The 26,303-nt window shown below is 67.5% G+C and carries 24 protein-coding genes and 1 riboswitch; of the genes, 9 read left to right on the forward strand and 15 right to left on the reverse strand.

All coding sequences use genetic code 11. From position 1 onward, the window contains the following. Window positions 1-32: 32 nt before the first annotated feature. The 4 genes from atpA to V8246_RS06760 all read left to right on the forward strand — a co-directional run bounded on the left by atpA (window position 33) and on the right by V8246_RS06760 (window position 4,503). Window positions 33-1,580: a F0F1 ATP synthase subunit alpha gene (atpA, locus tag V8246_RS06745; RefSeq protein ID WP_162108280.1), complete on the forward strand. Its 1,548-nt coding sequence runs from the start codon at window positions 33-35 to the stop codon at window positions 1,578-1,580. Window positions 1,581-1,661: 81 nt separating this feature from the next. Next, window positions 1,662-2,525, forward strand: a complete 864-nt coding sequence (gene atpG, locus V8246_RS06750; protein ID WP_336188501.1) for a F0F1 ATP synthase subunit gamma — start codon at window positions 1,662-1,664, stop codon at window positions 2,523-2,525. Window positions 2,526-2,564: 39 nt separating this feature from the next. After that, window positions 2,565-3,971 carry a F0F1 ATP synthase subunit beta gene (gene atpD, locus V8246_RS06755; RefSeq protein ID WP_185894405.1) on the forward strand — a complete coding sequence of 469 codons (1,407 nt, stop codon included), beginning with the start codon at window positions 2,565-2,567 and terminating at the stop codon, window positions 3,969-3,971. 106 nt (window positions 3,972-4,077) lie between these two features. Beyond that, a complete protein-coding gene (locus tag V8246_RS06760; RefSeq protein ID WP_245091062.1) occupies window positions 4,078-4,503 on the forward strand; it encodes a F0F1 ATP synthase subunit epsilon in 426 nt (141 codons plus the stop codon). A gap of 85 nt (window positions 4,504-4,588) precedes the next feature. Here the strand turns inward: V8246_RS06760 and V8246_RS06765 are convergent, their stop codons facing one another. Beyond that, window positions 4,589-4,990 (reverse strand): GtrA family protein, encoded by a 402-nt coding sequence (locus V8246_RS06765; RefSeq protein ID WP_336188502.1) that lies wholly within the window; start codon window positions 4,988-4,990, stop codon window positions 4,589-4,591. 119 nt (window positions 4,991-5,109) lie between these two features. Between V8246_RS06765 and glmU the strand changes: the two genes are divergently transcribed. Continuing rightward, window positions 5,110-6,477 (forward strand): bifunctional UDP-N-acetylglucosamine diphosphorylase/glucosamine-1-phosphate N-acetyltransferase GlmU, encoded by a 1,368-nt coding sequence (gene glmU / locus V8246_RS06770; protein ID WP_336188503.1) that lies wholly within the window; start codon window positions 5,110-5,112, stop codon window positions 6,475-6,477. Window positions 6,478-6,653: 176 nt separating this feature from the next. On the opposite strand, the gene V8246_RS06775 is transcribed toward glmU, so the two are convergent. From V8246_RS06775 to V8246_RS06805, 7 genes are all read right to left on the reverse strand, one after another. Further along, window positions 6,654-7,982 carry a HAMP domain-containing sensor histidine kinase gene (locus tag V8246_RS06775; RefSeq protein WP_336188504.1) on the reverse strand — a complete coding sequence of 443 codons (1,329 nt, stop codon included), beginning with the start codon at window positions 7,980-7,982 and terminating at the stop codon, window positions 6,654-6,656. Continuing rightward, the gene (locus tag V8246_RS06780) at window positions 7,979-9,316 is read right to left on the reverse strand and encodes a sigma-54 dependent transcriptional regulator (protein WP_336188505.1); all 1,338 of its coding nucleotides are present in this window, start codon (window positions 9,314-9,316) and stop codon (window positions 7,979-7,981) included. The genes V8246_RS06775 and V8246_RS06780 overlap by 4 nt, the downstream gene beginning before the upstream one ends. A 3-nt stretch (window positions 9,317-9,319) precedes the next feature. After that, entirely contained in the window at window positions 9,320-10,522 is a 1,203-nt protein-coding gene (locus tag V8246_RS06785; protein ID WP_336188506.1) for an ABC transporter permease, read from the reverse strand. 57 nt (window positions 10,523-10,579) lie between these two features. Next, window positions 10,580-11,803, reverse strand: a complete 1,224-nt coding sequence (locus tag V8246_RS06790) for an FtsX-like permease family protein (protein WP_336188507.1) — start codon at window positions 11,801-11,803, stop codon at window positions 10,580-10,582. Between the two features lie 23 nt (window positions 11,804-11,826). Beyond that, window positions 11,827-13,137 carry an ABC transporter permease gene (locus tag V8246_RS06795; protein ID WP_336188508.1) on the reverse strand — a complete coding sequence of 437 codons (1,311 nt, stop codon included), beginning with the start codon at window positions 13,135-13,137 and terminating at the stop codon, window positions 11,827-11,829. 125 nt (window positions 13,138-13,262) lie between these two features. Continuing rightward, a complete protein-coding gene (locus V8246_RS06800; protein WP_336188509.1) occupies window positions 13,263-13,991 on the reverse strand; it encodes an ABC transporter ATP-binding protein in 729 nt (242 codons plus the stop codon). A gap of 150 nt (window positions 13,992-14,141) precedes the next feature. Beyond that, entirely contained in the window at window positions 14,142-15,410 is a 1,269-nt protein-coding gene (locus V8246_RS06805) for an efflux RND transporter periplasmic adaptor subunit (protein ID WP_336189058.1), read from the reverse strand. A 194-nt stretch (window positions 15,411-15,604) separates the two neighbouring features. On the opposite strand from V8246_RS06805, the gene glmS reads away from it, so the two are divergent. Further along, complete coding sequence (glmS, locus tag V8246_RS06810) at window positions 15,605-17,431, forward strand: glutamine--fructose-6-phosphate transaminase (isomerizing) (protein ID WP_336188510.1); 1,827 nt, start codon at window positions 15,605-15,607, stop codon at window positions 17,429-17,431. Window positions 17,432-17,567: 136 nt separating this feature from the next. Here glmS and fabB read toward each other — a convergent pair whose 3' ends face one another. Both fabB and fabA read right to left on the reverse strand, forming a co-directional pair. Then, window positions 17,568-18,776 (reverse strand): beta-ketoacyl-ACP synthase I, encoded by a 1,209-nt coding sequence (gene fabB / locus V8246_RS06815; RefSeq protein WP_336188511.1) that lies wholly within the window; start codon window positions 18,774-18,776, stop codon window positions 17,568-17,570. Beyond that, window positions 18,776-19,291: a 3-hydroxyacyl-[acyl-carrier-protein] dehydratase FabA gene (gene fabA / locus V8246_RS06820; RefSeq protein ID WP_336188512.1), complete on the reverse strand. Its 516-nt coding sequence runs from the start codon at window positions 19,289-19,291 to the stop codon at window positions 18,776-18,778. The genes fabB and fabA overlap by 1 nt, the downstream gene beginning before the upstream one ends. Before the next feature lie 215 nt (window positions 19,292-19,506). Here fabA and dinB point away from each other — a divergent pair, with 215 nt between their 5' ends. Then, entirely contained in the window at window positions 19,507-20,577 is a 1,071-nt protein-coding gene (gene dinB / locus V8246_RS06825; protein ID WP_336188513.1) for a DNA polymerase IV, read from the forward strand. A 122-nt stretch (window positions 20,578-20,699) separates the two neighbouring features. Next, window positions 20,700-21,176, forward strand: a complete 477-nt coding sequence (locus V8246_RS06830) for a hypothetical protein (protein ID WP_336188514.1) — start codon at window positions 20,700-20,702, stop codon at window positions 21,174-21,176. A gap of 46 nt (window positions 21,177-21,222) precedes the next feature. Here V8246_RS06830 and btuB read toward each other — a convergent pair whose 3' ends face one another. The 3 genes from btuB to V8246_RS06845 all read right to left on the reverse strand — a co-directional run bounded on the left by btuB (window position 21,223) and on the right by V8246_RS06845 (window position 24,481). After that, entirely contained in the window at window positions 21,223-23,091 is a 1,869-nt protein-coding gene (gene btuB / locus V8246_RS06835; RefSeq protein ID WP_336188515.1) for a TonB-dependent vitamin B12 receptor, read from the reverse strand. 118 nt (window positions 23,092-23,209) lie between these two features. Then, a riboswitch (cobalamin riboswitch) is annotated at window positions 23,210-23,428 on the reverse strand. Window positions 23,429-23,630: 202 nt separating this feature from the next. Beyond that, the gene (locus V8246_RS06840; protein ID WP_093489871.1) at window positions 23,631-23,999 is read right to left on the reverse strand and encodes a TfoX/Sxy family protein; all 369 of its coding nucleotides are present in this window, start codon (window positions 23,997-23,999) and stop codon (window positions 23,631-23,633) included. Next, window positions 23,996-24,481: a GAF domain-containing protein gene (locus V8246_RS06845; RefSeq protein WP_336188516.1), complete on the reverse strand. Its 486-nt coding sequence runs from the start codon at window positions 24,479-24,481 to the stop codon at window positions 23,996-23,998. The genes V8246_RS06840 and V8246_RS06845 overlap by 4 nt, the downstream gene beginning before the upstream one ends. Window positions 24,482-24,600: 119 nt before the next feature. Between V8246_RS06845 and bioD the strand changes: the two genes are divergently transcribed. Next, window positions 24,601-25,269 (forward strand): dethiobiotin synthase, encoded by a 669-nt coding sequence (gene bioD, locus V8246_RS06850; RefSeq protein WP_336189059.1) that lies wholly within the window; start codon window positions 24,601-24,603, stop codon window positions 25,267-25,269. A gap of 122 nt (window positions 25,270-25,391) precedes the next feature. On the opposite strand, the gene V8246_RS06855 is transcribed toward bioD, so the two are convergent. Together V8246_RS06855 and queD are read right to left on the reverse strand one after the other, a co-directional pair. Next, on the reverse strand, window positions 25,392-25,784 hold the full coding sequence (locus tag V8246_RS06855) for a phasin family protein (RefSeq protein ID WP_162108250.1): 393 nt from the start codon (window positions 25,782-25,784) through the stop codon (window positions 25,392-25,394). A gap of 157 nt (window positions 25,785-25,941) precedes the next feature. After that, a complete protein-coding gene (gene queD, locus V8246_RS06860; protein ID WP_336188517.1) occupies window positions 25,942-26,298 on the reverse strand; it encodes a 6-carboxytetrahydropterin synthase QueD in 357 nt (118 codons plus the stop codon). Window positions 26,299-26,303: the final 5 nt, after the last annotated feature.

Genomic DNA, 26,303 nt, shown 5'->3' on the forward strand with positions numbered 1-26,303 from the left:
GCCGCGCGCGAGCCGGCACACAGGACTTACCCATGGCTACCACGCTCAACCCCTCTGAAATCAGCGACCTGATCAAGACCCGTATCGAGAAGGTCAAGCTGGCCGCGGAGTCGCGCAATGAAGGCACGGTCACCAGCGTGTCCGACGGCATCGTGCGCATCTTCGGCCTGGCCGACGTCATGCAGGGCGAAATGATCGAGCTGCCGAACAACACCTACGCGCTGGCGCTGAACCTGGAGCGCGACTCGGTCGGCGCCGTGGTCCTGGGCGACTACGAGCACCTGCGCGAAGGCGACGTGGCCAAGACCACCGGCCGCATCCTGGAAGTGCCGGTGGGTCCGGAGATGCTCGGCCGCGTCGTGAACGCGCTGGGCGAGCCGATCGACGGCAAGGGTCCGCTGGGCACCTCGCTGACCGCGCCGGTGGAGCGCGTGGCCCCGGGCGTGATCTGGCGCAAGTCGGTCGACCAGCCGGTGCAGACCGGTTACAAGTCGGTCGACGCGATGATCCCGATCGGCCGCGGCCAGCGCGAGCTGATCATCGGCGACCGCCAGACCGGCAAGACCGCGATGGCCATCGACGCCGTGATCAACCAGAAGGGCACCGGCATCAAGTGCGTGTACGTCGCCATCGGCCAGAAGGCTTCGACCGTGGCCAACATCGTGCGCAAGCTGGAAGAGAACGGCGCGCTGGCCCACACCGTGGTCGTCGCCGCCACCGCCTCCGAGTCGGCCGCGATGCAGTACATCAGCGCCTACTCTGGCTGCACCATGGGCGAGTACTTCATGGACCGCGGCCAGGACGCCCTGATCGTGTACGACGACCTGTCCAAGCAGGCCGTGGCCTACCGCCAGATCTCGCTGCTGCTGAAGCGTCCGCCGGGCCGCGAAGCCTACCCGGGCGACGTGTTCTACCTGCACTCCCGCCTGCTCGAGCGCGCCGCGCGCGTGTCCGAGGAGTACGTGGAGAAGTTCACCGAAGGCAAGGTCACCGGCAAGACCGGTTCGCTGACCGCGCTGCCGATCATCGAAACGCAGGCCGGCGACGTGTCCGCGTTCGTGCCGACCAACGTGATCTCGATCACCGACGGCCAGATCTTCCTGGAAACCGACCTGTTCAACGCCGGCATCCGCCCGGCCGTGAACGCCGGCATCTCGGTGTCGCGCGTCGGCGGCGCCGCCCAGACCAAGATCATCAAGAAGCTGTCGGGCGGCATCCGCATCTCGCTCGCCCAGTACCGTGAGCTGGCCGCGTTCGCGCAGTTCGCCTCGGACCTGGACGAAGCCACCCGCAAGCAGCTGGAGCGCGGCCAGCGCGTCACCGAGCTGATGAAGCAGAAGCAGTACGCGCCGATGTCCATCGCCCTGCAGGCGCTGTCCATCTACGCCGTCAACGAGGGCTACCTGGACGACGTGCCGGTCGGCAAGATCCTGGCGTTCGAAGAAGCGCTGCACGCGCATTTCACCAACACCCAGGGCGCGCTGGTCGACACGATCAACAGCACCGGCAACTGGAACGACGAGATCGAAGGCGCCTTCAAGAAGGGCATCGCCGAGTTCAAGCAGACCGGTACCTGGTAAGCGTAGGGTGGGCCCCGGCCCACCATTCGTGAAGGCGGCGGGCCAGACCCGCCCTACGAAGACGAATCAAGCGAGCAGAGCATGGCAGGCGGACGCGAAATCAAAACCAAGATCAAGAGCGTGCAGAACACCCGCAAGGTGACGCGCGCGCTCGAGATGGTCTCGGCCTCCAAGATCCGCAAGGCGCAGGACCGCATGAAGACCTCGCGCCCGTACGCGCGCGCGATGAAGCAGGTGATCGGCCACCTGGCCCAGGCCAACACCGATTACCAGCATCCCTTCATGGTCGAGCGCAAGGACGTCCAGCGCGTCGGCTTCATCATCGTGTCGTCCGACCGCGGCCTGGCCGGCGGCCTGAACAACAACCTGTTCCGCAAGATGCTGGGCGAGATCCGCCAGTGGAACGAGAAGGGCGTCGAAGTCGACGTGGTCACCGTCGGCCAGAAGGCCTCGGTGTACTTCCGCCGGGTCAAGGTCAACATGCTGGCCAGCGTGTCCCACCTGGGCGACACGCCCAAGCTGGACCAGCTGATCGGCGTGATCAAGGTGATGCTGGACGCGTACACCGAAGGCAAGCTGGACCGCGTGTTCGTCGTCTACAACGACTTCGTCAACACCATGACCCAGCGCGCCGCGTTCGACCAGCTGTTGCCGCTGCCCGCGGCTGAAACGCAGGTCGCCCGCCACGACTGGGACTACATCTACGAACCCGATGCCGCGACCGTGCTCGACCACGTGATCACGCGCTACATCGAGTCGCTGGTGTACCAGGCCGTGCTGGAGAACATCGCGTCCGAGCATGCGGCGCGCATGGTGGCCATGAAGGCCGCCAGCGACAACGCCAGCAAGCTCATCGGCACCTTGCAGCTGGTCTACAACAAGGCCCGCCAGGCGGCGATCACCCAGGAAATCTCCGAAATCGTCGGCGGCGCGGCGGCAGTCTGACGCGCGTAGTCACAAGAATTCATCTAGAGGAATGCAGCAATGAGTCAGGGCAAGATCGTTCAGATCATCGGTGCGGTGGTTGACGTCGAATTCCCGCGCCACGAAGTGCCGAAGGTGTACGACGCGCTGAAGGTGCAGAACACCGACATCACGCTGGAAGTGCAGCAGCAGCTCGGCGACGGCGTCGTGCGCACCATCGCCCTCGGTTCCACCGACGGCCTGAAGCGCAACCTGATCGCCGTGAACACCGACAAGGCCATTTCGGTGCCGGTCGGCGCGGGCACGCTGGGCCGCATCATGGACGTGCTGGGCAACCCGATCGACGAAGCCGGTCCAGTGCAGGCTTCCGACCATTGGGAAATCCACCGTGCGGCCCCGTCGTACGAAGACCAGTCCTCGGCCACCGACCTGCTGGAAACCGGCATCAAGGTCATCGACCTGATGTGCCCGTTCGCCAAGGGCGGCAAGGTCGGCCTGTTCGGCGGCGCCGGCGTGGGCAAGACCGTCAACATGATGGAACTGATCAACAACATCGCCAAGGCGCACTCGGGTCTGTCCGTGTTCGCCGGCGTGGGCGAGCGTACCCGCGAGGGCAACGACTTCTACCACGAGATGAAGGACTCCAACGTCCTGGACAAGGTGGCGATGGTGTACGGCCAGATGAACGAGCCGCCGGGCAACCGCCTGCGCGTCGCGCTGACCGGCCTGACCATGGCCGAGTACTTCCGCGACGAGAAGGACGCGTCCGGCAAGGGCAAGGACGTGCTGCTGTTCGTCGACAACATCTACCGCTACACGCTGGCCGGTACCGAAGTGTCGGCGCTGCTGGGCCGCATGCCGTCGGCCGTGGGCTACCAGCCGACGCTGGCCGAGGAAATGGGCGTGCTGCAGGAGCGCATCACCTCCACCAAGACCGGTTCGATCACCTCGATCCAGGCCGTGTACGTGCCCGCGGACGACCTGACCGACCCGTCGCCGGCCACCACGTTCGCCCACCTGGACGCGACCGTCGTGCTGAGCCGCAACATCGCCTCGCTGGGCATCTACCCGGCCGTGGACCCGCTGGACTCGACCAGCCGCCAGCTGGACCCGAACGTCATCGGCCACGAGCACTACGACACCGCGCGCCGCGTGCAGGCCACCCTGCAGAAGTACAAGGAACTGAAGGACATCATCGCCATCCTCGGCATGGACGAGCTGTCCGAAGAGGACAAGCAGGCCGTGTCGCGCGCGCGCAAGATCGAGCGCTTCTTCAGCCAGCCGTTCCACGTGGCCGAAGTGTTCACTGGCTCGCCGGGCAAGTACGTCTCGCTGAAGGACACGATCCGCGGCTTCAAGGCGATCGTCGACGGCGAGTACGACCACCTGCCGGAGCAGGCGTTCTACATGGTCGGCGGCATCGAAGAAGCGGTCGAGAAGGCCAAGAAGCTCGCCGAGAAGGCGTAAGAGCGAGTAGCGAGGGTAGAGGAGTGAGGAGTGAGCGGTTGCTCCTACTCACTTCTCACTCCTCTCCACTCACTCTTCCTACCGCACGAACAGGCCATAGAGATCCATGACCACCACCATCCGTTGCGACATCGTCAGCGCCGAACAGGAGATCTTCCACGGTGAAGCCACCCTGGTCGTCGCCACCGGCGAACTGGGCGAGCTGGGCATTGCGCCGAAGCACGCGCCGCTGATCACCCGCCTGAAGCCGGGCAAGGTGGTGGTGACGCTGGCCAGCGGCGAGCAGCTGGACTTCGCCATCTCCGGCGGCATCCTCGAGGTGCAGCCGCAGGTCGTCACCGTGCTGGCGGACACCGCCGTGCGTGCGTCGGATATCGACGAGGCGCAGGTACGCAAGGCGAAGGAAGAAGCCGAGCGCGTGCTGGCGCACAAGGACCCGAAGATGAGCGTGGAAGAAGCCCAGGCCCAGCTGGCCATGAGCATCGCCCAGCTCAGCGCGCTGGAGCGCCTGCGCAAGAACCTCAAGCACTGAGGTCCACGCACGAGCGCTTTATCGGAAACGCCGGCCTCGTGCCGGCGTTTTCATGTCCGTCGCGTGCGCATCGCGCGCGATGCGGTCAGCGATAGACCACGTGTCGCCAGAGGAAGAAGGCCACGACCGCCAGCACGCCTTCGACGAGTGGTTTGGCCAGCCAGGCCAGCTCCAGGCCCAGGACGCTGCTGATTCCGCTGACCGCCAGCGTGCTCAGCACGGTCAGTGGAATCCAGACGGCCAGGAACCGGCCGAGCCGCCGCCAGCCGAGGCGTGCCTGACCGCCCTCGGCGAACGTCACCCGCCCGTTGAGCCAGAAACCGAGCAGGGCACCCGCCACGCGACCCGCGATGTTGCCGGGCGCGGCTACCACGCCCAGCGCCGTCAGTCCCACGAACACCAGCCAGTCCAGCAGCAGCTGCAGCAGTCCGACGATGAGGAAGCTGCCGCCCTGGCGGGTCAGCGTGTGGCGGGGAGATGGCGTCATCCCTGCATGTTACCCGCCGGTGCGCGCGGCCGTGGCAGGGTCCACGCGTGGAATGCGTTCCGGAAGGGACTTGTTACCATGCGGTGTCCTCGCGCCACGCACTCATCAGGGAAGTCCACATGAAGCCATTGCACGTCGTCATCCTCGCCGCCGGTGAAGGCAAGCGCATGAAGTCCGCGCTGCCCAAGGTGCTGCAGCCCATCGCCGGGCGGCCGATGCTGGCGCACGTGATCGAAGCGGCGCGCGCGCTGTCGCCGGCGGGCGTGCACGTGGTCTACGGCCACGGCGGCGACCAGGTGCAGGCGGCCTTCGCCGACCAGGCGGATCTGCACTGGGCGCATCAGGCGCAGCAGCTCGGCACGGGCCACGCCGTCATGCAGGCGATGCCGGACGTACCGGATGGCGCACGCGTGCTGGTGTTGTACGGCGATGTTCCCCTGACCCGCAGCAAGACGCTGCAGCGCCTGCTGGACGCACCAGGCCGCTTGGCGGTCCTGGTCGCGGAACCCGCCGATCCCTCCGGTTACGGACGCATCGTCCGCGATGAGGCCGGCCGCGTGGCCGCCATCGTCGAGCACAAGGACGCCGACGAGGAGCAGCGCCGCATCCGCACGATCAACACCGGCATCATCGCCGCCGATGGCAGCGCGCTGAAGGGCTGGCTGGCCCGCCTGTCCAACGAGAACGCGCAGGGTGAGTACTACCTGACCGACGTCTTCGCGATGGCGGCGGAGGAATTCACCCCCGCGGAAATGGTGCTGGTCGGCGAGCCGATCGAGGCCGAGGGTGCCAACGACCCGTGGCAGCTCTCACAGCTTGAGCGCGCCTATCAACTGCGTGCCGCACGCGCGTTGTGCGTGCAGGGGGCGCGACTGGTGGACCCGGCACGCTTCGACCAGCGCGGCACGGTGACGGTGGGTCGCGACGTGCAGATCGATGTCGACGTGGTGCTGGAAGGCAGGGTGGAACTGGGCGATGGCGTGGTCATCGGCCCGTTCACGCGCCTGAAGGACGTGACCCTGGCCGCCGGCACGCAGGTGCGCGCGCATTGCGACCTGGAAGGCGTCGCCAGCGAAGGTGCGGCGCTGATCGGCCCCTACGCACGGCTGCGCCCGGGCACCGTGCTGGCCGATGGCGTGCACGTGGGCAACTTCGTCGAAACGAAGAACGCGCGCATCGGCGCGGGCAGCAAGGCGAATCACCTGACGTATCTCGGCGACGCCGTCATCGGCATGGGCACCAACATCGGCGCCGGTACCATCACCTGCAACTACGACGGCGTGAACAAGTCCACCACGACGATCGGCGACCGCGTGTTCGTCGGCTCGAACTCGTCGCTGGTCGCGCCGGTGACGCTGGCCGATGGCGCGACGATCGGCGCCGGTTCGGTGATCTCGAAGAACGCGCCGGCCGACAAGCTGACGGTGGCGCGTGCGCGCCAGATGACGGTCGAGGGCTGGCAGCGGCCGGAGAAAAAGCCGAAGTGACGCAGGGCGGGCTCAGGCCCGCCATGGGTGGGGTATCTGGACGAAAGCCCGTTGAAGCGGGACCGCGGCTGCCAGCCCTCACCCCTTGCCCTCTCCCCGGTGGGAGAGGGGAGTCGGTGCCCAGGCGGGTTCGGCTTCGGGAGCAGAGCGGTGATGCCGCCCCGCCTTTGGACATATCAGGTTTCGGGCAGCTGGATCGCCACGCACAGCCCGCCGCCGTCGCGGTTGTGCAGCGACAGGCGGCCGCCGTGCGCTTCGATGATCTCGCGCGTCAGCGCCAGGCCCAGGCCGGTGCCGTTGCGTTTGGTGGAATAGAACGGCACCAGCGCGTTCTGTAGTACCGCATCGTTCATGCCGGTGCCGCGGTCCATCACTTCGATACGGACCCAGCCGGGCAGGCGGGTGACGCGCACGGACACGCCGTCGGCGGTGGTGCCGGACTCGTGCGCGTTCTTGAGCAGGTTCAGCAGTGCCTGCTCGATCTGCGCCAGATCGATGCGGCCTTCGACGTCGGCATCGCGCATCTCCAGTTCGAAGCCGATCTGGCGCCGCAGCCCCTCCAGGAAGCCGCGCCAGTGCACCGTCTGCAGTTGTGGCTGCGGCAACTTGGCGAAGCGCGCATAGCCGCGGATGAAGCCTTCAAGGTGGCGCGCGCGGTCCTCGATGGTGCCGAAGACTTCCTCCAGCCGCTCATGCTTGCCGCGCCGGACGAGCTCCGCGCCGGAGTGCGCCAGCGAAGCCACCGGCGCCAGCGAGTTGTTGAGCTCGTGGCTGATCACGCGGATCACCTTCTTCCACGTCATCACTTCCTGCCGACGGAGTTCGTTGGTCAGCAGGCGCAGCAGCAGCAGTTCGTGAGGGCGCCCGTTGAGCCGGAAATTGCGGCGGGCGAGGTGGTAGACCTGCTCTTCGCCGTCTTCCTCCTCGCTGCCGATGGCAAACAGGCTGTCGCCGCTGCGGGCCAGCGCCTCGCGCATCTCCACCGGCGAAGCGGCCACCAACGTGTCGTAGTCCTGGCCTTCCAGCTTCCATCCGCCGTGCAGCAGCTTGCGCGCAGCGACGTTAGCGAACACGACGCGCCGCACGCCGTCGCCGCCGGGGGCTACCAGCAGCATGGCCACCGGTGTGTTCTGCACCATCGTGTCGAGCAGCAATTCGCGTTGCACCAGCGTCTGCCGCTGCTCGCGCAGGACTTCGCCCAGCGCGGCGTGCGAACGCACGAGCTCGGCGAGTTCGTCGCTGCCCTGCCAGTGGATGCCGAAGTTGTATTCGCCGTCGCGGTAGCTGTTGACGCTGCCGGACAATGCGCGGAACAGCGATCGTGTGCTGCGCAGGCCGCGATGGATGGCCCAGGCCGCCAGCGGCAGCACGATGATCGCCGACAGCAGCACCGCCAGCACGTCGTCCTGCAGCCAGTGCGACAGCGCGACCGGCAGCACCAGCGCGACCGCCAGCAGCGGCAGCAGCCAGGACAGTACGCGGCCGGCGAGCGAGCGGCGGATCATGTGGTCTTGATGCCGAAGCGTTCCATGCGCCGGTACAGCGCCTGCCGGCTCATGCCGAGTTCGGCGGCGGCCTGCGCGATCACGCCGCCGGCACGGGCCAGGGCGGCCTCGATGTCGGCGCGCTCCGGTTCGGCGACGATCGCCGTGCGTACAGGCGCGGGTTTGGGCAGGTTGAGGTCGCCGGCTTCGATGCGATCGCCCATCGCCAGCAGCCCGGCGCGCTGGATGACGTTGCGCAGCTCGCGCACGTTGCCCGGCCAGGCGTGCCGCAGCAGCGCCGCGCGCGCGCTTTCGCCCAGCGGCTTGTCGTCGGGACGGAAGCGCTCGGCCAGGGGCAGGATGTCGCCCGGACGTTCGGCCAATGGCGGCAACGCCAGTTCGATGGCATTGAGACGGTAGTACAGGTCTTCGCGGAAGCTGCCGTCGCGGATCATCGCGGGCAGGTCCGCGTTGGTGGCGCTGATCACGCGTACGCTGACCCTGCGTTCCCGGTTGGAACCCAGCCGCTCGAAGCGGCCGGTCTCCAGTACGCGCAGCAGCTTCATCTGTCCGGTCAGCGGCAGGTTGCCGATCTCGTCGAGGAACAGGGTGCCGCCGTCGGCGGCTTCGAACTTGCCTTCGCGCGCCTTGTTGGCGCCGGTATACGCGCCTGCGTCCGCGCCGAACAGCTCGGCCTCGATCAGTTCCGATGGCAGCGCACCGCAGTTGAGGGTCACGAACGGCCCCTGCTTCACGCTGGAGTTGGCCTGGATGATCTCGGCGATCTTCTCCTTGCCTGCGCCGTTGGGGCCGGTGATCAGCACCGGCAGGTCCGAGCGCGCCACCTGGCAGGCGAGCGCCACGACGCGTTCGCTGGCCGGGTCCTCGAACACCAGGTTGCGCAGGTCGTACTTCTGCTCCAACTGGTGGCGGCTGCGGCGTTCGCGGCTGCGCCGGCGGTCGAGTTCGCGGCGCGTTTCGGTCAGTTCCAGCAGCGTGTTGACGGTGGCCAGGAGTTTGCGGTCGTCCCAGGGCTTGGCCACGTAATCGGCGGCACCGGCCTTCACCAGGTTCACCGCCGCTTCCAGGTGCGTCCACGCGGTCAGCAGGATCACCGGCATGTCCGGCCACGCGTTGCGCAGGTCGGCGAACAACTGTTCGCCTTCCAGGCCCGAGGTGGTGTCCTCGCTGAAGTTCATGTCCTGGATGACCAGGTCCACCGGCTGTTCGCGCAGCAACGCCAGTCCGGCCGCCGGCGATTCGGCGTGCAGGGTGTCGATGTCGTGCAGGGAGAACAGCACTTCCAGCGCCGTGCTGACGGCGCGGTTGTCATCGATGACGAGGATGGTAGGCATGCGCTATAGCCTACCCGAAGGGCTGCGGCTGACGAGGTGCGGCGGAATGCGGCGGGCCAGATGGGCCGGCCATGCGGCGGCCAGTTGCACGGCCAGCATCACCCACGCGGCAGCGGCCACCAGCGCCCCGTGCGAGGGCGGGGCAGACCCGTGCACAAGATGGGGCAACAGCCATTGTCCGCCCGCCAGCCCGACCGACGCCGCCGCGCAGGCCAGGCCGAGGTACTCGAGACGCAACCGTCGCGCGAGTTGGCGGCCGGTGGCGCCGGCCGCGCGGCGCAGGCTGAATTCCCGTGCATGTTCATGCACCCAGCGCTGTCCGCCGAGCATCAGCAGGCCCAGTGTCGAGACCCACCATGCGATGCAGGCGCCCGACCACCACCATGCGCGGGATCGCGGCTCATGCAGGGACGCTTCGCGCAGCGCAACCATGTCCACGGGATCGGCCACCACGACGGAGGGATGCGCGGTGGACAGCGCGGCTTGGATGCGCGTTGCGACGATTTCCGGATCGGCCGCATGGCGGACGATGAACCTGGCTTCGGCTGCCCGCGACATCCGCACCGGCAGCACCACCGCTAGGTCGCCCGTATCGCGGGCGCCCGCCGGTGGAGGCAGGCGTTCGAACACACCGACCACGCGCAGCCGCGCGCCCGGCGCGATCAACAAGGGACGGCCAAGCGGGTCCAAGCTGCCGTACAGCCGGGAGGCCAAGGCCGAGGACACGAGGACGGAGCAGGTGCCGGCCTGGAGATCGGTCTGGTCGCCGCGGTAGTCGCGGAATTCATGCGGCATGAAATGCCGTCCTGCGGACGTCGCCAAGCCGAGTGTGGAGGCGAAGTCCTCGTCGCCGAGGAAGACCGACACGACGTGCTTCGTTGCGGGATTGGTCGCGGTCCAGACCTGCGCGCTCCACGCAGTGGCGTCATATGGCGCCTGGTTGGCCACGGTGGCCGACAGCACGCCCGGGACGTTGCGCAGCCGGCCAAGCACGGCGGACACGCCTGGATCCGCTGTCGGCGCCATCTGCATCCACGGCACCAGCAGCAGGCCGGCATCGTCGATCCCGTCGGGAGCGGCGCGCGCCATGCGCAGCGAGGTGATCGCCTGCCAGGCCTGCAGGCACAGCATCACCCCGATCGCCAGTTGCAGCACGATCACCCCGATGCCCGCATGGTGTCGCCCCAGCAACAGGAAGGAAGACATGGAAACCCCGTGGGGCCGCGCACGCCGGCGGTGCGTGCGCGGCAGGGAGCGGAAGGCTCAGGCGGTGCGGGTGGCGACCGCCGGCGGCACCGACGCGGCTTTGCGGGCCGGACCATACACGGCCGCCTGGCCCAGCAGCCAGAGCAGCACGGCACCCACCGGCAGGTACAGCAGCGGCAGGCGCGGCAATTCGTACTTGCCCATGAGCATCTGGTTGATGCCGTAGGCGAGAATCATGCCGATGACGATGCCGAGTGACGCCAGCAGGAAGTTCTCGGTCTGGAAATAGCGCAGGATCTGGCCCTTGGTCGCGCCCAACGCACGACGGATGCCGATCTGCTTGGTGCGCTGCTGCACCCAGAAGCTGGCCAGGCCGACGATGCCCAGCGCGGTAACGACCAGCAGCGAGACGATCACGGTCAGCAGCAGCCAGGCCATCGCGCGGTCGCCGCGATAGTAGTTGTGCTTGATGTCCTCGAACGTGCCGTCGCGAAGCACGAGCCGGCGGGCGCTGTTCTTCTCCAGCGTCGCCAGCGCCGCCTTCAGCACTTCCGTGCGACGCTCCGGTGCGGTGCGCAGGACGAAGGTGCCCATGGTGAGATCCCTAGCCGGCAGGATCATCGTGTAACCGGCTTCGGCAGGACCACCGTTGTCGTTGGTGCGGATCAACCGATCGACCACGCCGACCACACGGTGCGGCGTGTTGTCGGCATTCCACGAATAGATGTTCTTGCCGACGGCGCTCTCGCCCGGGAACAGCTTCTCCGCCAAATCGCGGCTCAGGATCACCGCGGGCAGGTTCACCCGGGCGTTCTGCTTGTTCATCTCGGTCCAGTTGGAGTATTCGTCCGGGTTGAAGTCGCGACCTTCGGCCAGCTTCAGGCCCAGCGTTTCGACCACGGCGTCGCCCAGGTAGACGTTGGCCTGCGCGCTGGGACGTTCCTGCTCGGGAGCGAGCTGGATGGAGCTGTTCCACGACGAGTTGTCGAACGGCACGTGGTTGATGCTGCCTGCGGCCTTCACGCCCGGCAGCGCCCGCAGACTTGCGACGTCCTGCTTCACCAGCGCGTCGGCCTCGGGGTTGTCACCGAGGTTGCCCATGCTGATGCGCACGATCTCCTCGTTCGCCAGGCCGGTGGGGCGGTCGATGCGCTCCAGCCGCTGGGTGATGAGGAAGACCGCGTTGCAGATGATGGCGCACGACAGCGCCACTTCCAGCACGATCAGCGCGGCGGCCGTCTTGTGACGGGCCAGGGTGGAAAGAATGGGGCGGATGTCCATGACGTGCCTCTTGGATGGATGGGTCACTGGCTCTTGAGCTGGATGGCGGGCGTCACCTGCATGGCGCGCCACGCAGGTAGCATGCCGGCGAGCAGGCTGGCGACGATCGCCAGCGCAAAGGTGGCCAGCAGCATCTTCAGGTCCATGTGGGCCAGATCGGCATAGCCGGCGGGCTGCTGGCGAACGGCTAGCAGGCCCAGCCAGGCCAGCGCCAGGCCGAGCACGCCGCCGACCAGGCCGACCGTGCCCGCTTCGACAAGGCACTGCGCGAAGATGGCCTTGCGCGTCGCACCCAAGGCGCGCCGTACGCCGATCTGCGACGCGCGGCCCAGGAACTTCGCCAGCAGCAGGCCCACGGTGTTGAGCAGGCAGACCGCCAGGAAGCCGAACGCCAGCCATACCTGCAGGCGGACGTCGCTGGGCACCGCGCCCTGCTTGTCCAGCCACTGCATGACGTTGTGCAGGTCCACGTTGGTCGGGCGCTCGAAACGGCCCGCCGCGCGCTGCTGGTCGGAATAGTTCTTCAGGTACTGTTTGTAGGCCTCGACCTTCTCGGGCGTGCCCAGCTCGACCCAATACTGCAGCCACGAGCAGGGTGCATTGGGTCCGCGCGAGCCTTCTTCGTCGCCGCTGGAGTCGCCCCAGCAGTTCATGTTGCCTTGGGTGCCCATCTTCAGACTGAGCGCCGTCCAGAACGGCACGAACAGCTGCTCCACTTCGGTGAAGCGGTCCTGGGTCATGTCGTAGAACTTGGGGGCCGGCCGCCACTCGTCCAGCACGCCGATCACGCGGAATGTCGCGCCGGAGGCCTTGATCTCGCGCCCCACGCTGTTGGCGCCGCCGAACAGTTTCTCGTTCAGCGCTTTGGAGATGACGGCCACGCGCGCGCGCGATTCGTCATCGGCCGCCGACCAGCCGTTTCCGTAGCGGAACGGCACGTCGAACATCGGGAAGAAATCGGCCGTGGTGTAGCGCGAATCGATGCGGAACGGTTCGATCCTGCCGTCTTCGGTCTCGATCGAAGAAGCGCCACCGGTCATGAAGGCCTGCCGGTCGCCCTTCTTGTCGCGCAGCAGGCGCTCGGCGTCGTAGCGGGTAAACTGGTCTTCCGGCTCGTCGCCGGGCGTGAAGCCATTCGCCGAGCGCGGGTCGATGCGGGGGTAGAACAGCTTGTCGCTCTTCTGCGGAATGGGATCGCCGGACAGCACATAGAACACGGTCAACGTGGTCATGCTGGCGCCGATGCCCAGCGCGATGGCCAGCACCATCAGGAAGGTCAGCGCCTTGTTGCGCTTGAAGCTACGCAGCGCGAGAGAGAAGTAGTAGCCGAACATGGCGTGCTCCAGGAGAAGCGAGGAGTGAGTGGAGAGGAGTGAGCAGTGAGTGGAGGCAACGGCGTTGGCTTTCGCTCGCGCCTCACTCCTCTCCACTCACTCCTGCGGGTGCGAATGCATCGCGCCTATGCCGAGGCGCCAGCCCCCGCTTCTGTGGCGTGCGCCGCACGGATCAGTGCGGGCTCCACCGACAGGTCGGTGGCCATGCCGTCCACGATGTGCACGTTGCGCTGCGCGCGCGCGGCCAATTCGGGATCGTGGGTGACCATGATGATGGTGGTGCCCTGGCGGTTGATCTCCTCCAGCAGCTCCATCACGCCGCGGGCCATCTGCGAGTCCAGGTTGCCGGTCGGTTCGTCCGCCAGCAGCAGGCGCGGGCTGCCGGCCAGGGCACGTGCGATCGCGGTGCGCTGCTGCTGTCCGCCCGACAGTTCGGCCGGGTAATGCTTCATGCGAGAACCCAGACCCACGCGCGCCAGCGCGTCCTCGATGCGCTGCTTGCGTTCGGCGGCGGGCATGCCGCGGTAGCGCAGCGGCACGTCGACGTTGTCGAACAGGTTGAGGTCGGGGATCAGGTTGAAGCCCTGGAAGATGAAGCCGATCTTCTGGTTGCGCAGGCGCGACCGCGCGTCGTCGCCCAGGTGGCTCACGTCCTGGCCGTCGAGCAGGAACTGCCCGCCGGTGAAGGTCTCCAGCAGGCCGGCGATGTTGAGGAAGGTGGTCTTGCCCGAACCCGACGGACCGGTGACGGCGACGAACTCGCCCTCGCGGACATGCAGGTCGAGGGAACGCAGCGCATGCGTTTCCACCTGTTCGGTGCGGTAGACCTTGGCGACTTGGCGCATCTCTAGCATGGTGGATTCCTTTGGAGCGAGGGGTGGGTGGAGAGAGTTAAGGGCTGGGGGAGATCAGGATGAGAAGTGATTGGAGAGGGGTGAGGAGTGAGGGGAAAAGCGGAGTAATGCCTTTACTCACTTCTCACTTCTCGCTTCACCACTCACTCCTCAGTTCACGGAAACACGCTCGGCATCGCCGAACTGGTCGCTGCCGGAGACGACCACCTTGTCGCCGGGCTGCAGGCCGCCCAGTACTTCGACGTGGCTCAGGCTGCTGGCGCCCAGCTGCACCGGGCGACGCACCGCGGAACTGCCGTCCATGACGTAGGCCTGGCGGCCACCGCCCTGTTCGACGAACGGGCCGCGTTCGACCATCAGCACGTTGCGGCGCGTCTCCATCAGGATGCGTGCGGACAGGCGCTGGTTCTGCCGCAGGCCGGGCGGCTGCTTGTCGGAGAAGCGCAGGCGGGTGACGACCTCGCCGTTCACCACTTCCGGCGACACCGCGGAAATCTCGCCCGGGTAGGGCTGGCCGGCGCTGGTCAGCGTGGCTGGCATGCCGATGGCGAGGTCGCGGGCGAAACTCTCGGGCACCTTGATCTCGACCTCGAACACCGACAGGTCGACCACGCTCAGCACCGGCGCGTTGATCGCCACGTTGGAACGCTGCACGGCCTGGATCTGGCCGACCTGGCCGTCGAACGGCGCGCGCAGGGTCAATGCGTCCACCTGGCGCTGCACTTCGGCCACCACCGCGCGCTGGCGTTCGGCCAGCAGCTGCTTGTTGCGCGCATCCAGGCCCGCGCCCTGGCCCTGCAGGCCCGCGTCCTTGCGCGCGTGGGCCAGCGCGATCTCGGCCTTGCGCAGGTTGTCCTGCGCTTCCAGCACGTCGACCTGCGGCACCGCGCCGCCCTCGAATCCGCGCTGGTAGCGCTGCAGCGTGCGCTCGGCCGCCTGGCGCTCGATCCCGGCCTGGTCCAGCGCTTTCTGGGCATTGGCGCGGGTGACGCTGGCATCCAGCGTGGCGCGGCTGGCTTCGGCTTCCAGACCGGCCAGCGTGGTCTGCTCCTGCGCCAGCTTGCTGCGCAGTTCAGGGCTGTCGATTTCGGCCAGGGGCTGGCCCTTGATCACCTTGTCGCCGGCCACGACCTTCAGGGTGACCACGCCGCCGGCCACCGCGTACAGGGTGGGGCTGTTGGCGGCGATCACGCGGCCGTCGGCGGCGATGTCGCGGACCAGATCGCCGCGGGTGACCTCGGCGATGCGCAGCCGGGCGCCGTCGACCGAGGTGGTGCCGGCCAGCCAGCCGCGCGCGGCGAACACGATGCCGGCCAGCAGCAGGGTCCCGCCGGCGGCGGGCCACACCCAACGGCGCCAGGCGGGGCGGGCCTGGGTGGAACTGAGCACTCGGTCTTGCGCGGAGGTGTCCCGAATCATCGTCGGCATGCGTTGTTTGGAATGACCTGCCGTACTCAGCAGGATGCGTGCCAAACGCAAGTGATTGATTGAAAAAGGGGTTGTCCGGCGCTCAAGGCTGTCCGGGTGTCCGCGGACACTCGCCGGACAGGGCCTGTCCAGTACCGGACACGTAGAATGTCCGCTCGTTTCACTCAGAAGGAAGAAGCAGGCCTATGTGCGGAATTGTGGGCGCGATCGCCGATCGCGACGTGGTGCCGGTACTGATCGAAGGACTGAAGCGGCTGGAATACCGGGGCTACGATTCCGCGGGCATCGCGGTGGTCGAGCAGCAGGACGTGCGCCGCGTGCGCCGCACCGGGCGCGTGGCCGAAATGGAGGGCGCCGCCGCTGCCGAGGGCTTCAATGCGCGGCTGGGCATCGGCCATACGCGCTGGGCGACCCATGGCGGCGTCACCGAGGCCAACGCGCACCCGCATATCAGCCACGGCGTGGCGCTGGTGCACAACGGCATCATCGAGAACCACGAGGAACAGCGCGAGAAGCTGCGCGCCCTCGGCTACGTGTTCGAGTCGCAGACCGATACCGAAGTCATCGCCCATCTGATGCACCACCACCTCAAGGGCGGCGACGACCTGCTGGCCGCGCTGCAGCGCACGGTCAAGGAGCTGACCGGCGCCTATGCGCTGGCTGTGGTCAGCCGCCAGGAGCCCGAGCGCATGGTCTGCGCCCGCATGGGCTGCCCGCTGCTGATCGGCCTGGGCGAGGGCGAGAACTTCATCGCCTCCGACGTCTCCGCGATCATCCAGGCCACGCGCCGTGTGATCTTCCTGGAGGAGGGCGATACCGCCGAAGTGACGCGCCAGTTGGTCAAGGTGTTCGACGGCAAGGATCAGCCCGTGCAGCGCGATGTGCACGTCTCCGACGTGTCGCTGGCCTCGCTTGAGCTGGGCCCGTACCGCCACTTCATGCAGAAGGAAATCCACGAGCAGCCGCGGGCGATCGCCGACACCATCGAGGCCGTGGTCGATGGCGGTTTCTCGCCCGCGCTGTTCGGCGCCAACGCCGAAGCGGCGCTGAAGGACATCGAGGGCGTGCAGATCCTCGCCTGCGGCACCAGCTACTACGCCGGCATGACCGCGCGCTACTGGTTGGAAGCCATCGCCGGCGTGCCGTGCAACGTCGAGATCGCCAGCGAATACCGCTACCGCGCCGCGTACGCGAACCCCAAGCACCTGATCGTCACCATTTCCCAGTCCGGCGAAACGCTGGACACGATGGAGGCGCTGAAGTACGCCAAGTCGCTGGGCCATGAGCACACGCTGTCGATCTGCAACGTGCCGGAGAGCGCCATCCCGCGCGCCAGCGAGCTGGTCTGCTACACGCGTGCCGGCGCCGAGATCGGCGTGGCGTCCACCAAGGCCTTCACCACCCAGCTGGCGGCGCTGTTCCAGTTGACCGTCGTGCTGGGCAAGCTGCGTGGCAAGGTCACGCCGGCGCAGGAAGCCGATTACCTGGAGCAGCTGCGCCATCTGCCGGGCAGCGTGCAGCACGCGTTGAACCTGGAGCCGCAGATCGCCGCATGGGCCGAACGCTTTGCGCCCAAGTCGGATGCGTTGTTCCTCGGCCGCGGCCTGCATTACCCGATCGCGCTGGAAGGCGCGCTCAAGCTGAAGGAAATTTCCTACATCCACGCCGAAGCGTATCCGGCGGGCGAACTGAAGCACGGTCCGCTGGCGCTGGTGGATGCCGACATGCCGGTGGTGGTGATCGCGCCCAACGACATCCTGCTGGAGAAAGTAAAATCCAACATGCAGGAAGTGCGCGCGCGCGGCGGCGAACTGTTCGTGTTCACCGACCAGGACAGCCACTTCAGCGAATCGGAAGGCGTGCACGTCATCCGCACCCCGCGCCACGTGGGCGTGCTCAGCCCCATCGTGCACACCATCCCCGTGCAGCTGCTGGCCTACCACACCGCCCTGGCCCGCGGCACCGACGTGGACAAGCCGCGCAACCTGGCGAAGTCGGTGACGGTGGAGTGAGTGCTGTCTCCTGTCTGTAATACGCGGCCTGCAGAATCCTCGCCGCAACGAGGCATCTCTCTCCTCCCGCGTTGCACCAAAGCCCGGCTACTGCCGGGCTTTGTGCTTTCTGGAGCTTCTTGCTGCCGGGTCGGTATTACGCCCGGCCGAACACCAGGCTGGCGTTGGTGCCGCCGAAACCGAAGCTGTTGGACATCACCGTGTCGAGCGTGGCGTCGCGACTGGCCTGCACGATGGGGAAGCCCGCCGCGCCTTCGTCCAGCGTCTCGATGTTGGCCGACCCTGCGATGAAGCCATCGCGCATCATCAGCAGGCAGTAGATCGCCTCATGCACGCTGGCAGCGCCCAGCGAGTGGCCGGACAACGCCTTGGTGGAGGAGATCGGCGGCAGCGTGTCGCCGAGCGCGGTGCGGATCGCCTCGAGTTCGATGATGTCGCCCAGCGGGGTGGAGGTGCCGTGGGTGTTGAGGTAGTCCAGGGGCCGGGAGACGCCTTCCAGCGCCATCCGCATGCAGCGCACGGCACCTTCGCCGGACGGCGCCACCATGTCGGCGCCATCGGAGGTCACGCCGTAGCCCAGCAGTTCGGCATGGATGCGCGCGCCGCGCTTCACCGCGTGGTCGTAGTCCTCGAGCACCAGCATGCCGCCGCCGCCGGCGATGACGAAGCCGTCGCGGTCCGCATCGTAAGGACGCGAGGCATGGGTCGGATCGTCGTTGCGCTTGCTGGACAGCGCGCCCATGGCGTCGAACATCATCGTCAGCGCCCAGTGCAGCTCTTCACCGCCACCGGCGAACATGATGTCCTGGCGGCCGGCGCGGATCATGTCCGCGGCCGCGCCGATGCAGTGCGCGGAGGTCGCGCAGGCGGCGGAGATCGAATAGCTCACGCCCTTGATCTTGAACGCGGTGGCCAGCGTGGCGGACACGGTCGAGCACATCGTGCGCGGGACCATGTACGGCCCGACCTTTCGGATGCCCCGGCTGCGCAGCAGATCGGCGGCTTCGATCTGCCATTCCGCCGAACCGCCACCGGAACCGGCGATCAGGCCGGTGCGCGGCTGGCTGACGAGCGCGTCGTCCAGGCCGGCATCGGCGATCGCATCGCGCAGCGCGATGTGCGCGAACGCGGCGGCATCGCCCATGAAGCGCTTCTGCTTGCGGTCGATCTGCGCTTCAAGGTCGATCTCCGGCGCGCCGCCCACTTGGCTGCGGAAGCCGAGTTCGGCGTACTGCGGGATATGGCGGATGCCCGAACGGCCTTCACGCAGCGCGGCCGACACGGTATCCGCATCGTTGCCCAGGCAGGAGGTGATGCCCAGTCCGGTGATGGCGACGCGACGCATCAGAAGCTCTCCGTCGAGGTAAACAGGCCCACGCGCAGGTCGCGTGCGGTGTAGATCTCGCGGCCGTCGACGAGCATGCGGCCGTCGGCCACGGCCAGCACCAGCTTGCGGTTGACCACGCGGCTGATGTCGATCTCGTAGCTGACGCGCTTGGCGGTGGGCAGCACCTGGCCGGTGAATTTCACTTCGCCGGAGCCGAGCGCGCGGCCGCGGCCCGGCGCGCCGATCCAGGTCAGGAAGAAGCCGGTCAGCTGCCACATCGCGTCCAGGCCCAGGCAGCCGGGCATCACCGGATCGCCGATGAAGTGGCACTGGAAGAACCACAGGTCCGGATGGATATCCAGTTCCGCACGCACCATGCCCTTGCCGTGCGCGCCACCGTCCTGGCGGATCTCGGTGATGCGGTCGAACATCAGCATCGGGTCGTTCGGGAGGCGGCCACTGTCGGGGCCGAACAGTTCGCCGCGCGCGCTGGCCAGCAGCTGTTCGCGGGAGAAGGAGGCGGGGGCGTTCATGGCGGGGTCCGTTCTGCGAAGCGCAAATAATGCACACATGTGCATACGCTTGTCTTGATGCAGATCAACGCGGGTTTTTCCATACGCCGGCGTACCATCGCCGCAACCCAATTGCGGCAAGGGTTTGGCGCAGCCTGCCCGCATTCTGCACGCGCATGCGCATCGGATCGGGAAGTCTCCATGCGATCGCGTACGGCGGCCGATATCATCGCGTGATGCGCAAGATCATCCACATCGACATGGACGCGTTCTACGCGTCGGTGGAGCAGCGCGACGATCCGTCGCTGCGCGGACGGCCGGTGGTGGTGGCCTGGCGCGGCGAGCGCTCGGTGGTGTGCGCGGCATCCTACGAAGCGCGCGTGTTCGGCGTGCGCTCGGCGATGCCGGCCGTGCGCGCGGAGCGGCTGTGTCCGCAGGCGGTGTTCGTGCCGCCGGACTTCGCACGCTACAAGGCGGTGTCGCGGCAGGTGCGCGAGATCTTCCTGCGTCATACCGACCTGGTCGAACCGCTGTCGCTGGACGAAGCCTATCTGGACGTCACCGCGCCGAAGTCCGACCTGCCGACGGCCACCGCCGTGGCCGAAACCATCCGCGCGCAGATCCGCGAAGAGACGCAGCTCACCGCATCGGCCGGCGTGGCGCCCAACAAGTTCCTGGCCAAGATCGCGTCGGACTGGCGCAAGCCCGATGGGCAGTTCGTGCTGCGGCCACACCAGGTGGAGGCCTTCCTCACGCCGCTGCCGGTGGAGCGCATTCCGGGCGTGGGCAAGGTGATGCAGGGCAAGTTGAATGCGGCCGGCATCCACACCGTAGGCGACCTGCGCATCTTCGACCAGCGCGATCTGGAGCAGCGCTTCGGCAGCTTCGGTGGCAGCCTGTACCGGCGCGCGCGCGGCATCGACGAGCGGCCTGTCGAACCCGACCAGCCGGTGCAGTCCATCTCCTCCGAAGACACCTTCGCGACCGACCTGCTGCTGTCCGAACTGGAACCGCATATCGTCCGCATCGCGGAGAAGGCCTGGCAGGCCACCCGCAAGACCGAGCGCGTGGGCCGCACGGTGGTGCTGAAGCTGAAGACCGCGCAGTTCCGCATCCTGACCCGCAGCTTCACGCCGGAAGCGCCGCCGGCCTCGGCACAGGAGTTCGTCGATATCGCGCTGGCCCTGCGCGAACGCGTGGACCTGCCGGCCTCGACGCGCTACCGGCTGGTCGGCGTGGGGCTGTCCGGCTTCCGTGATCGCGACGAGGTCGCCACCCAGCCAGGGCTGTTCGACACCGTCGTTTGACGGCGGTCACGAGGCCGTTGTGCACGTGGCCGCTGCCCGTTGGCACTCGCTGCGCACGCCTGCCAGCGCGTCCTGCGCTTCGGCGATAGTCTCGGCGTCGTCAACCCGAGGGGAGGCAGACGATGGATACGATTCGACAGGGTGCGGCGGCCGAGCTGTGGCAGTCGCTGGTGCGCGAGGCCTGCACGCGCTGCGGACAGTCGCTGGACGAAGCGCAGGAGAGCTATCTGGTGTTCGTGCTGCTGCGGCACCAGCGCGACGGACACCTGCTGGCGCGTACGCAGGCGCTGGAATGGCTGGAGGCGCAGCTGCGCGTCGGCAGCGCCCGCAGCGAGGCCTTGCGCGACGTCGGCGATCGCTGCCTGCTGATCGCAGGCCTGTTTCCTGCCTTGGCGCAGCGGCGCCGCGTCAGCGTGGAGTACTTCATCGACCTGGGGCGCGGCGCCTATCAGGGCGTGGCCGACAGCGGGCGCAGCGCTTATGCGGACCTGTTCGCGCAACTGGCATCCACCTATCACCAGCTCGTGCACACGCTGCGGGCGGTACGCGGCGAGCCTGTCGTTTCACTGGGCACGCATCGGCACGGCATGCTGCATTGAGGCGATGCGCCGGTGACCCGCGGCACGCGGGCCACCGGCATCCATGTCAGTCGCGCGGCTGGTAGCGCAGGCTCAGGCCGTAGGTGCGACCGGCCTGGTTGTACCAGGCGACGGTTTCGTAGTCGCGGTCGAACACGTTGCCCACCTTCGCCTGCAGCGTCCAGGCCGGCGCGATGGCGTACTCCAGGCGCAGGTCCAGCGTGCTGTAGCCGCCCAGTCGGTCGGTGTTGGCCAGGTTGTCGTAGCGCTCGCCCGCGGCGTTGAACGTCAGGCCGGTGCGGATGTCGCCGAACGCGCGGTCCACGTCGATGCGCGCGGTGTTGCGCGGACGACGGGCCAGCAGGTTGTCGTGGTTGGGGCCGGCCGAACGGTTGCGCGGATCGGTGTGGCTCAGCTGGGTGGCGATGTCGAAGCCGGCCAGCGTGAAGTCGACGGTGAGCTCCGCACCGCGGATGCGCGCTTCGTCGATGTTGTTGGGCAGGAAGATCTGGGAATCGTAGGAGATCAGCTGGTCCACCTTGTTCTGGTAGACGTTGAACGTCCAGTTCCACGTATCCGCGTACTGCGCGATGCCCAGGTTGACGCTCTCGGATTCTTCCGGCTTCAGGTACGGATTGCCGAAGCCGGGGTAGTACAGGTCGTTGAAGCTCGGTGCCTTGAAGCCGGTGGCCGCGCTGGCGGTCAGCTTCAGCCCATTGCCGAAGCCGTAGCCGTAGCCGAGGCTGCCTGTGGTGTGGTTGCCGAACTGTTCGTTGTCGTCGTTGCGCACGCTGGCCTGCAGCTGATGCGCGCCGAAACGGCCCTGGTACTCGACGAAGCCGGCCAGGTTGTCGCGCCGGGTGATGGCGAACAGGGTGGTGCTTTCCACCCGATCGTCCTGCCAGTCGATGCCCGCAGTCAGCAGCTGGTTCGCGGCCACGGTGAAGTCGCCCTGCGCCGAGGCCACGTAGCGGCGCGTCTGGAAATAGCCGGACTGCACGTCGTCGTGGAAGTCGTCGGACTTGTCGTCGTTGCGACCCAGGCTCAGCAGCAGGTTGATCTTGTCGCTGGGCGTATAACGCAACTTGGTGCCCAGCACCTGCTGCACGGTCTCGGAGCGGTTGGTGTAGCTGCCATCGAACTCGCTCTTGCCCTCGGCGCGCAGCGCGTTGGCTTCCAGTGCCAGCGTATCGGTGAAGGAATAGCCGCCGCGCAGGGTGGCCGAGGTGTTGCGGTAGCCGTCGCGGTCGGGCTCGTCGGTGAAACAGCCGGCGCCGTCGAACGGGTTCGCGGGATCGCCGCCGGTGCCGCGACAGGCGTTGAATCCGTCGGTGCGCGTGTACGCCACATCGGCGCCGAACCAGCCGCGCCCGATGCCGCCGCCGATGCCGGCACTGGCTTCGCGGGTACTGTCGCTGCCCACGCCGATGCGGACGTTCGGACGCACCTTGCCGGTGTTGCGGCGGGTGAACACCTGGATCACGCCGCCGATGGCCTCGGAGCCCCACAGACTCGAGCGCGGGCCGCGTACGATCTCGACGCGGTCGATCTGGTCGATCGGCAGGTCCTGCAAGGCGGGCAGCCCGGCGGTCGCCGAGCCCATGCGCACGCCGTCCACCAGCACCAGCACGTGATCGGATTCGGCGCCGCGCAGGTTGAGCGTGGTGATCTTGCCGGCGCCGCCCTGGTTGGCGATCGAGATGCCGGCGCGGCCCTGCAGCAGTTCGCCCAGCGAACGCGCCTGACTGCGCTGGATCGCGTCGCGGCCGATCACCTGCGCGGGCACCAGGCTGTCTTCGACGGCGACTTCGGTACGCGTGCCGGAGACGACGATTTCATCGAGGTCGGTGGCGTCCTGCGCCTGCGCCGCGAACGGCAGCGCCATCGCGACCGCGAAGGCCAGCAGGGAAGGGGAGGAAAAGGTACGGCTCTGCATCGGAACTGCTCCATCGCGCGCCCCGCGCGCATTGTTCGGCGTGGAGTCGCGATGGAAAGGCATGCGGAGCGGACAGCGCAGGCGAAGCGGCGCGGCACGCCGCGACGCCCTCCGCATCGCAACCAGTGGACTTCCAGGCCGGTCTCCGGGCTTGCGAACGAGTGCAGGGCACTCCGCCGGGGCGCCTTCCCATGCGTCGTGGACGCACAGTGGCCGATGCCGCGGCTTTCTTCGCCTACCGTTGCGGGGGCAGCGCCGGCATGCCGCCTGCGCGGGTCACCGGCTTCCCGTTTCAACCCGGCACGAGGCACGGGTCACCTGAAAGCGCGCGCAGTATACGGGAAGCGCGTGCCCATCGTGCTCAAGGGGCATTTCCTGGCAGGAAATCCATTGTAGGAGCGGGCCATGCCCGCGATGCTTTTGCCCGGAATGTCCCGTTGCAGAAGCAGGCCGGCTCGCGATGTTTCTCCGCCGGGTGCTGCGCGAAAGGCATCGCGCCCATGGGGCGCTGCTACAAAGGTTCGCGATGCTTGCCGGCGTCAGTCGTCGCCGCGCGAGTCGAACAGGTTCAGCGAAGGACCCGTGTCTTCTTCCTGCTCGGTATGGGTGGTGGTCACCGGCCCTGCGGCGGGACGGCCCCGCGGGGGCGGCAGTAGCGCGGCGGCGGCATCGTAGGCCACCAGCAGTTCGCCACGACGGGCCTCCGGCAACTGCTGCCAGTGGCAGTCCAGCAGGGCGCCTTCCAGCGCATAGAGCAGATTGAGGCTGGGGCGGAACCCGGCGCGCTTGACCCGGATGAAGGCCTCCACCGCGCCTACCGACTCCAGATCCTCCTGCGTGCGCAGGCCGACCTGGCGGAGCCAGGCGGCGGATTTGGGGCCGATGTTGCGCAGCTTGGTGCCTGTCATGTCAACGAATCCAGAAAAATGGCGGCGATGCGTTCCATGCCCGCCTGGTCGTCCGCATCGAAGCGCGCCAGGCGGGGGCTGTCCAGGTCGAGCACACCGACGAGTTCGCCCCCTTTCACCAGCGGGACCACCAGTTCCGAGCGCGAGGCGGAATCGCAGGCGATGTGGCCCGGGAAGGCGTCCACGTCGTCCACGCGCTGGGTTTGGCGGGTGCGTGCGGCGGCTCCGCAGACCCCCTTGTCCAACGGGATCCGCACGCAGGCTGGTAAGCCTTGGAACGGACCGACCACCAATTCCCGGCCATCGAAGAAGTAGAAGCCCACCCAGTTGAAGTCGGGCAGGGCGTGGTAGATCAGCGCGGCGAGGTTGGCGGCGTTGGCGATCCGGTCCGGTTCACCGGCCAACAGGGCGCGGGCCTGGTCGGCGAGCTGCGCGTATTGTTCCGGCTTGCTGCCGGTGAGCGTCTGGGAGGCGAATGACATGGGCCCGATTCTACCCCGCGGGTCCGGTGGCGGCCGGATTATCATCGTCGCCATGAACCGGCATGCCCAACAACGATGATGGCCTTACCGAGTGGCGCTCTTGCGCCTGCAGGACCGTGATGGACCGCGTGTTCATCACCGGCACCGATACCGGCGTGGGCAAGACCGTCGCGAGCGCGGCGCTGCTGCATGCGTTCCGCGCACGCGGCCTGCGTGCGGTGGGCATGAAGCCCGTCGCCAGCGGCTGCGAACCGACGCCTGAGGGCTGGCGCAACGAGGATGCGTTGGCCCTGCAGGCGGCCAGCGATCCGCGGCCGCCCTACGATGACGTCAACCCTTACGCGCTGCCCGCACCGCTGGCGCCGGAGATCGCCGCGCGCGATGCCGGCGTGGACGTGCAACTGGGCGTGCTGGTGTCCGCGTTCGAGCGCCTGCATCCGCTGGCCGACATGGTGCTGGTGGAAGGCGTCGGCGGCTGGGCCGCCCCGCTGACCGCCACCCTCGACCAGCGCCACCTCGTGCAGGAACTGCGTCTGCCGGTGGTGCTGGTGGTGGGCATGCGCCTGGGCTGCATCAACCATGCGCGGCTCAGCGCGCGCGCCATCCAGGACGACGGCGCGCGGCTGGTGGGCTGGATCGCCAACGAAGTCGACCCGGACATGGCGCGCCGCGACGAGAACTTCGCCCTGCTGTCGGCGCGCATGCCGGTGCCGTGCTGGGGACGGTTGCCGCATGCGCCGGGCATCGACGCCGGACAACTCAGCCGGCACATCGCGATTCCCTTGTAGCAGGGCCTGAAGCCTTCCTGCAGGAAAACTGCGCGCAATAAAAAACCCGGCAGCGTGGGGGCTGCCGGGTCGGGTTTGCGCGGAGGGAGGGGAGGGCCGCGCAATGACCGGTTGAAGCGGTCTTACTTGGCCTTCGCGGCCTTGGTCGCCTTGGCCACCGAGGCCTGGACGCTGTCGGTCGCGCTCTCGAACTGGCTCTTCACCAGCTGGCCGAAGGCTTCGCCGGTCTTCAGGCTCAGGCCGAACACTTCCTGGCTGGCGGCGACCACGCGCTCGGCGTTGTCCTTGGCCACCTGCAGGCCCTTCGGCCACAGGTTCTTGTAACCGTCCAGGTCGCGGGTCTCGGCCAGCTCGCCGAAGAAGGCGGTGGTGGCGTCGATGTTCTTCTCGAACGTCTTCAGCTGCACGCCGAACACGGTCTCGGCGCTTTCCAGGGCCAGGCGGTTGGCGCGCGAGGCGGCCGCAGCGAACTGGTGCGTGAACTGGCTGAAGCTTTCGTTGAATTGCGCGTTCATGGCGTGCTCCTGAAAGGGGAATCCCGTTTGTTGCGTCGCAGCATAGGCTTGCCGATGTTGCAATGCAATAACCGCCGTATGGAAATCCGACGAACGGTCAGGAGCCGTTACAAATCAAACGCTTGTAAGAGGTGGTATGAAACCGGTTCCATACCTCTCAGGGCCCGGTGTAGCGGCAGCCGGAGGTGCAGGTTTCGTGCACCACGATGGCGCTCAGCAACGGCAGCAGCGGCTTGGTCTGGTCCCAGATCCACTTCGCCAGCTGCTCGCTGGTCGGGTTTTCCAGGCCGGGGATGTCGTTGAGGTAGTGGTGGTCCAGCCGCTCGTAGATGGGCTTGAAGGCCGCTTTCACGTCGGCGAAGTCCATCACCCAGCCGGCCTGCGGATCGACCGGGCCGGACAGATGCAGTTCGATGCGGAACGAATGCCCATGCAGGCGCGCGCACTTGTGGCCTTCCGGCACGTGCGGGAGGCGGTGGGCGGCTTCGACGGTGAAGACCTTGAAGATGTCCATGCGGT

Source organism: Pseudoxanthomonas sp. F11 (assembly GCF_037046485.1).
GTDB lineage: Bacteria > Pseudomonadota > Gammaproteobacteria > Xanthomonadales > Xanthomonadaceae > Pseudoxanthomonas_A.

What these genes read in the sequence shown, in the direction of transcription:
- atpA (WP_162108280.1), top strand. Translation starts at nt 33, where the DNA reads ATGGCTACCACGCTCAACCCCTCTGAAATCAGCGACCTGATCAAGACC.
- atpG (WP_336188501.1), top strand. Translation starts at nt 1,662, where the DNA reads ATGGCAGGCGGACGCGAAATCAAAACCAAGATCAAGAGCGTGCAGAAC.
- atpD (WP_185894405.1), top strand. Translation starts at nt 2,565, where the DNA reads ATGAGTCAGGGCAAGATCGTTCAGATCATCGGTGCGGTGGTTGACGTC.
- V8246_RS06760 (WP_245091062.1), top strand. Translation starts at nt 4,078, where the DNA reads ATGACCACCACCATCCGTTGCGACATCGTCAGCGCCGAACAGGAGATC.
- V8246_RS06765 (WP_336188502.1), bottom strand. Translation starts at nt 4,990, where the DNA reads ATGACGCCATCTCCCCGCCACACGCTGACCCGCCAGGGCGGCAGCTTC.
- glmU (WP_336188503.1), top strand. Translation starts at nt 5,110, where the DNA reads ATGAAGCCATTGCACGTCGTCATCCTCGCCGCCGGTGAAGGCAAGCGC.
- V8246_RS06775 (WP_336188504.1), bottom strand. Translation starts at nt 7,982, where the DNA reads ATGATCCGCCGCTCGCTCGCCGGCCGCGTACTGTCCTGGCTGCTGCCG.
- V8246_RS06780 (WP_336188505.1), bottom strand. Translation starts at nt 9,316, where the DNA reads ATGCCTACCATCCTCGTCATCGATGACAACCGCGCCGTCAGCACGGCG.
- V8246_RS06785 (WP_336188506.1), bottom strand. Translation starts at nt 10,522, where the DNA reads ATGTCTTCCTTCCTGTTGCTGGGGCGACACCATGCGGGCATCGGGGTG.
- V8246_RS06790 (WP_336188507.1), bottom strand. Translation starts at nt 11,803, where the DNA reads ATGGACATCCGCCCCATTCTTTCCACCCTGGCCCGTCACAAGACGGCC.
- V8246_RS06795 (WP_336188508.1), bottom strand. Translation starts at nt 13,137, where the DNA reads ATGTTCGGCTACTACTTCTCTCTCGCGCTGCGTAGCTTCAAGCGCAAC.
- V8246_RS06800 (WP_336188509.1), bottom strand. Translation starts at nt 13,991, where the DNA reads ATGCTAGAGATGCGCCAAGTCGCCAAGGTCTACCGCACCGAACAGGTG.
- V8246_RS06805 (WP_336189058.1), bottom strand. Translation starts at nt 15,410, where the DNA reads ATGATTCGGGACACCTCCGCGCAAGACCGAGTGCTCAGTTCCACCCAG.
- glmS (WP_336188510.1), top strand. Translation starts at nt 15,605, where the DNA reads ATGTGCGGAATTGTGGGCGCGATCGCCGATCGCGACGTGGTGCCGGTA.
- fabB (WP_336188511.1), bottom strand. Translation starts at nt 18,776, where the DNA reads ATGCGTCGCGTCGCCATCACCGGACTGGGCATCACCTCCTGCCTGGGC.
- fabA (WP_336188512.1), bottom strand. Translation starts at nt 19,291, where the DNA reads ATGAACGCCCCCGCCTCCTTCTCCCGCGAACAGCTGCTGGCCAGCGCG.
- dinB (WP_336188513.1), top strand. Translation starts at nt 19,507, where the DNA reads ATGCGCAAGATCATCCACATCGACATGGACGCGTTCTACGCGTCGGTG.
- V8246_RS06830 (WP_336188514.1), top strand. Translation starts at nt 20,700, where the DNA reads ATGGATACGATTCGACAGGGTGCGGCGGCCGAGCTGTGGCAGTCGCTG.
- btuB (WP_336188515.1), bottom strand. Translation starts at nt 23,091, where the DNA reads ATGCAGAGCCGTACCTTTTCCTCCCCTTCCCTGCTGGCCTTCGCGGTC.
- V8246_RS06840 (WP_093489871.1), bottom strand. Translation starts at nt 23,999, where the DNA reads ATGACAGGCACCAAGCTGCGCAACATCGGCCCCAAATCCGCCGCCTGG.
- V8246_RS06845 (WP_336188516.1), bottom strand. Translation starts at nt 24,481, where the DNA reads ATGTCATTCGCCTCCCAGACGCTCACCGGCAGCAAGCCGGAACAATAC.
- bioD (WP_336189059.1), top strand. Translation starts at nt 24,601, where the DNA reads ATGGACCGCGTGTTCATCACCGGCACCGATACCGGCGTGGGCAAGACC.
- V8246_RS06855 (WP_162108250.1), bottom strand. Translation starts at nt 25,784, where the DNA reads ATGAACGCGCAATTCAACGAAAGCTTCAGCCAGTTCACGCACCAGTTC.
- queD (WP_336188517.1), bottom strand. Translation starts at nt 26,298, where the DNA reads ATGGACATCTTCAAGGTCTTCACCGTCGAAGCCGCCCACCGCCTCCCG.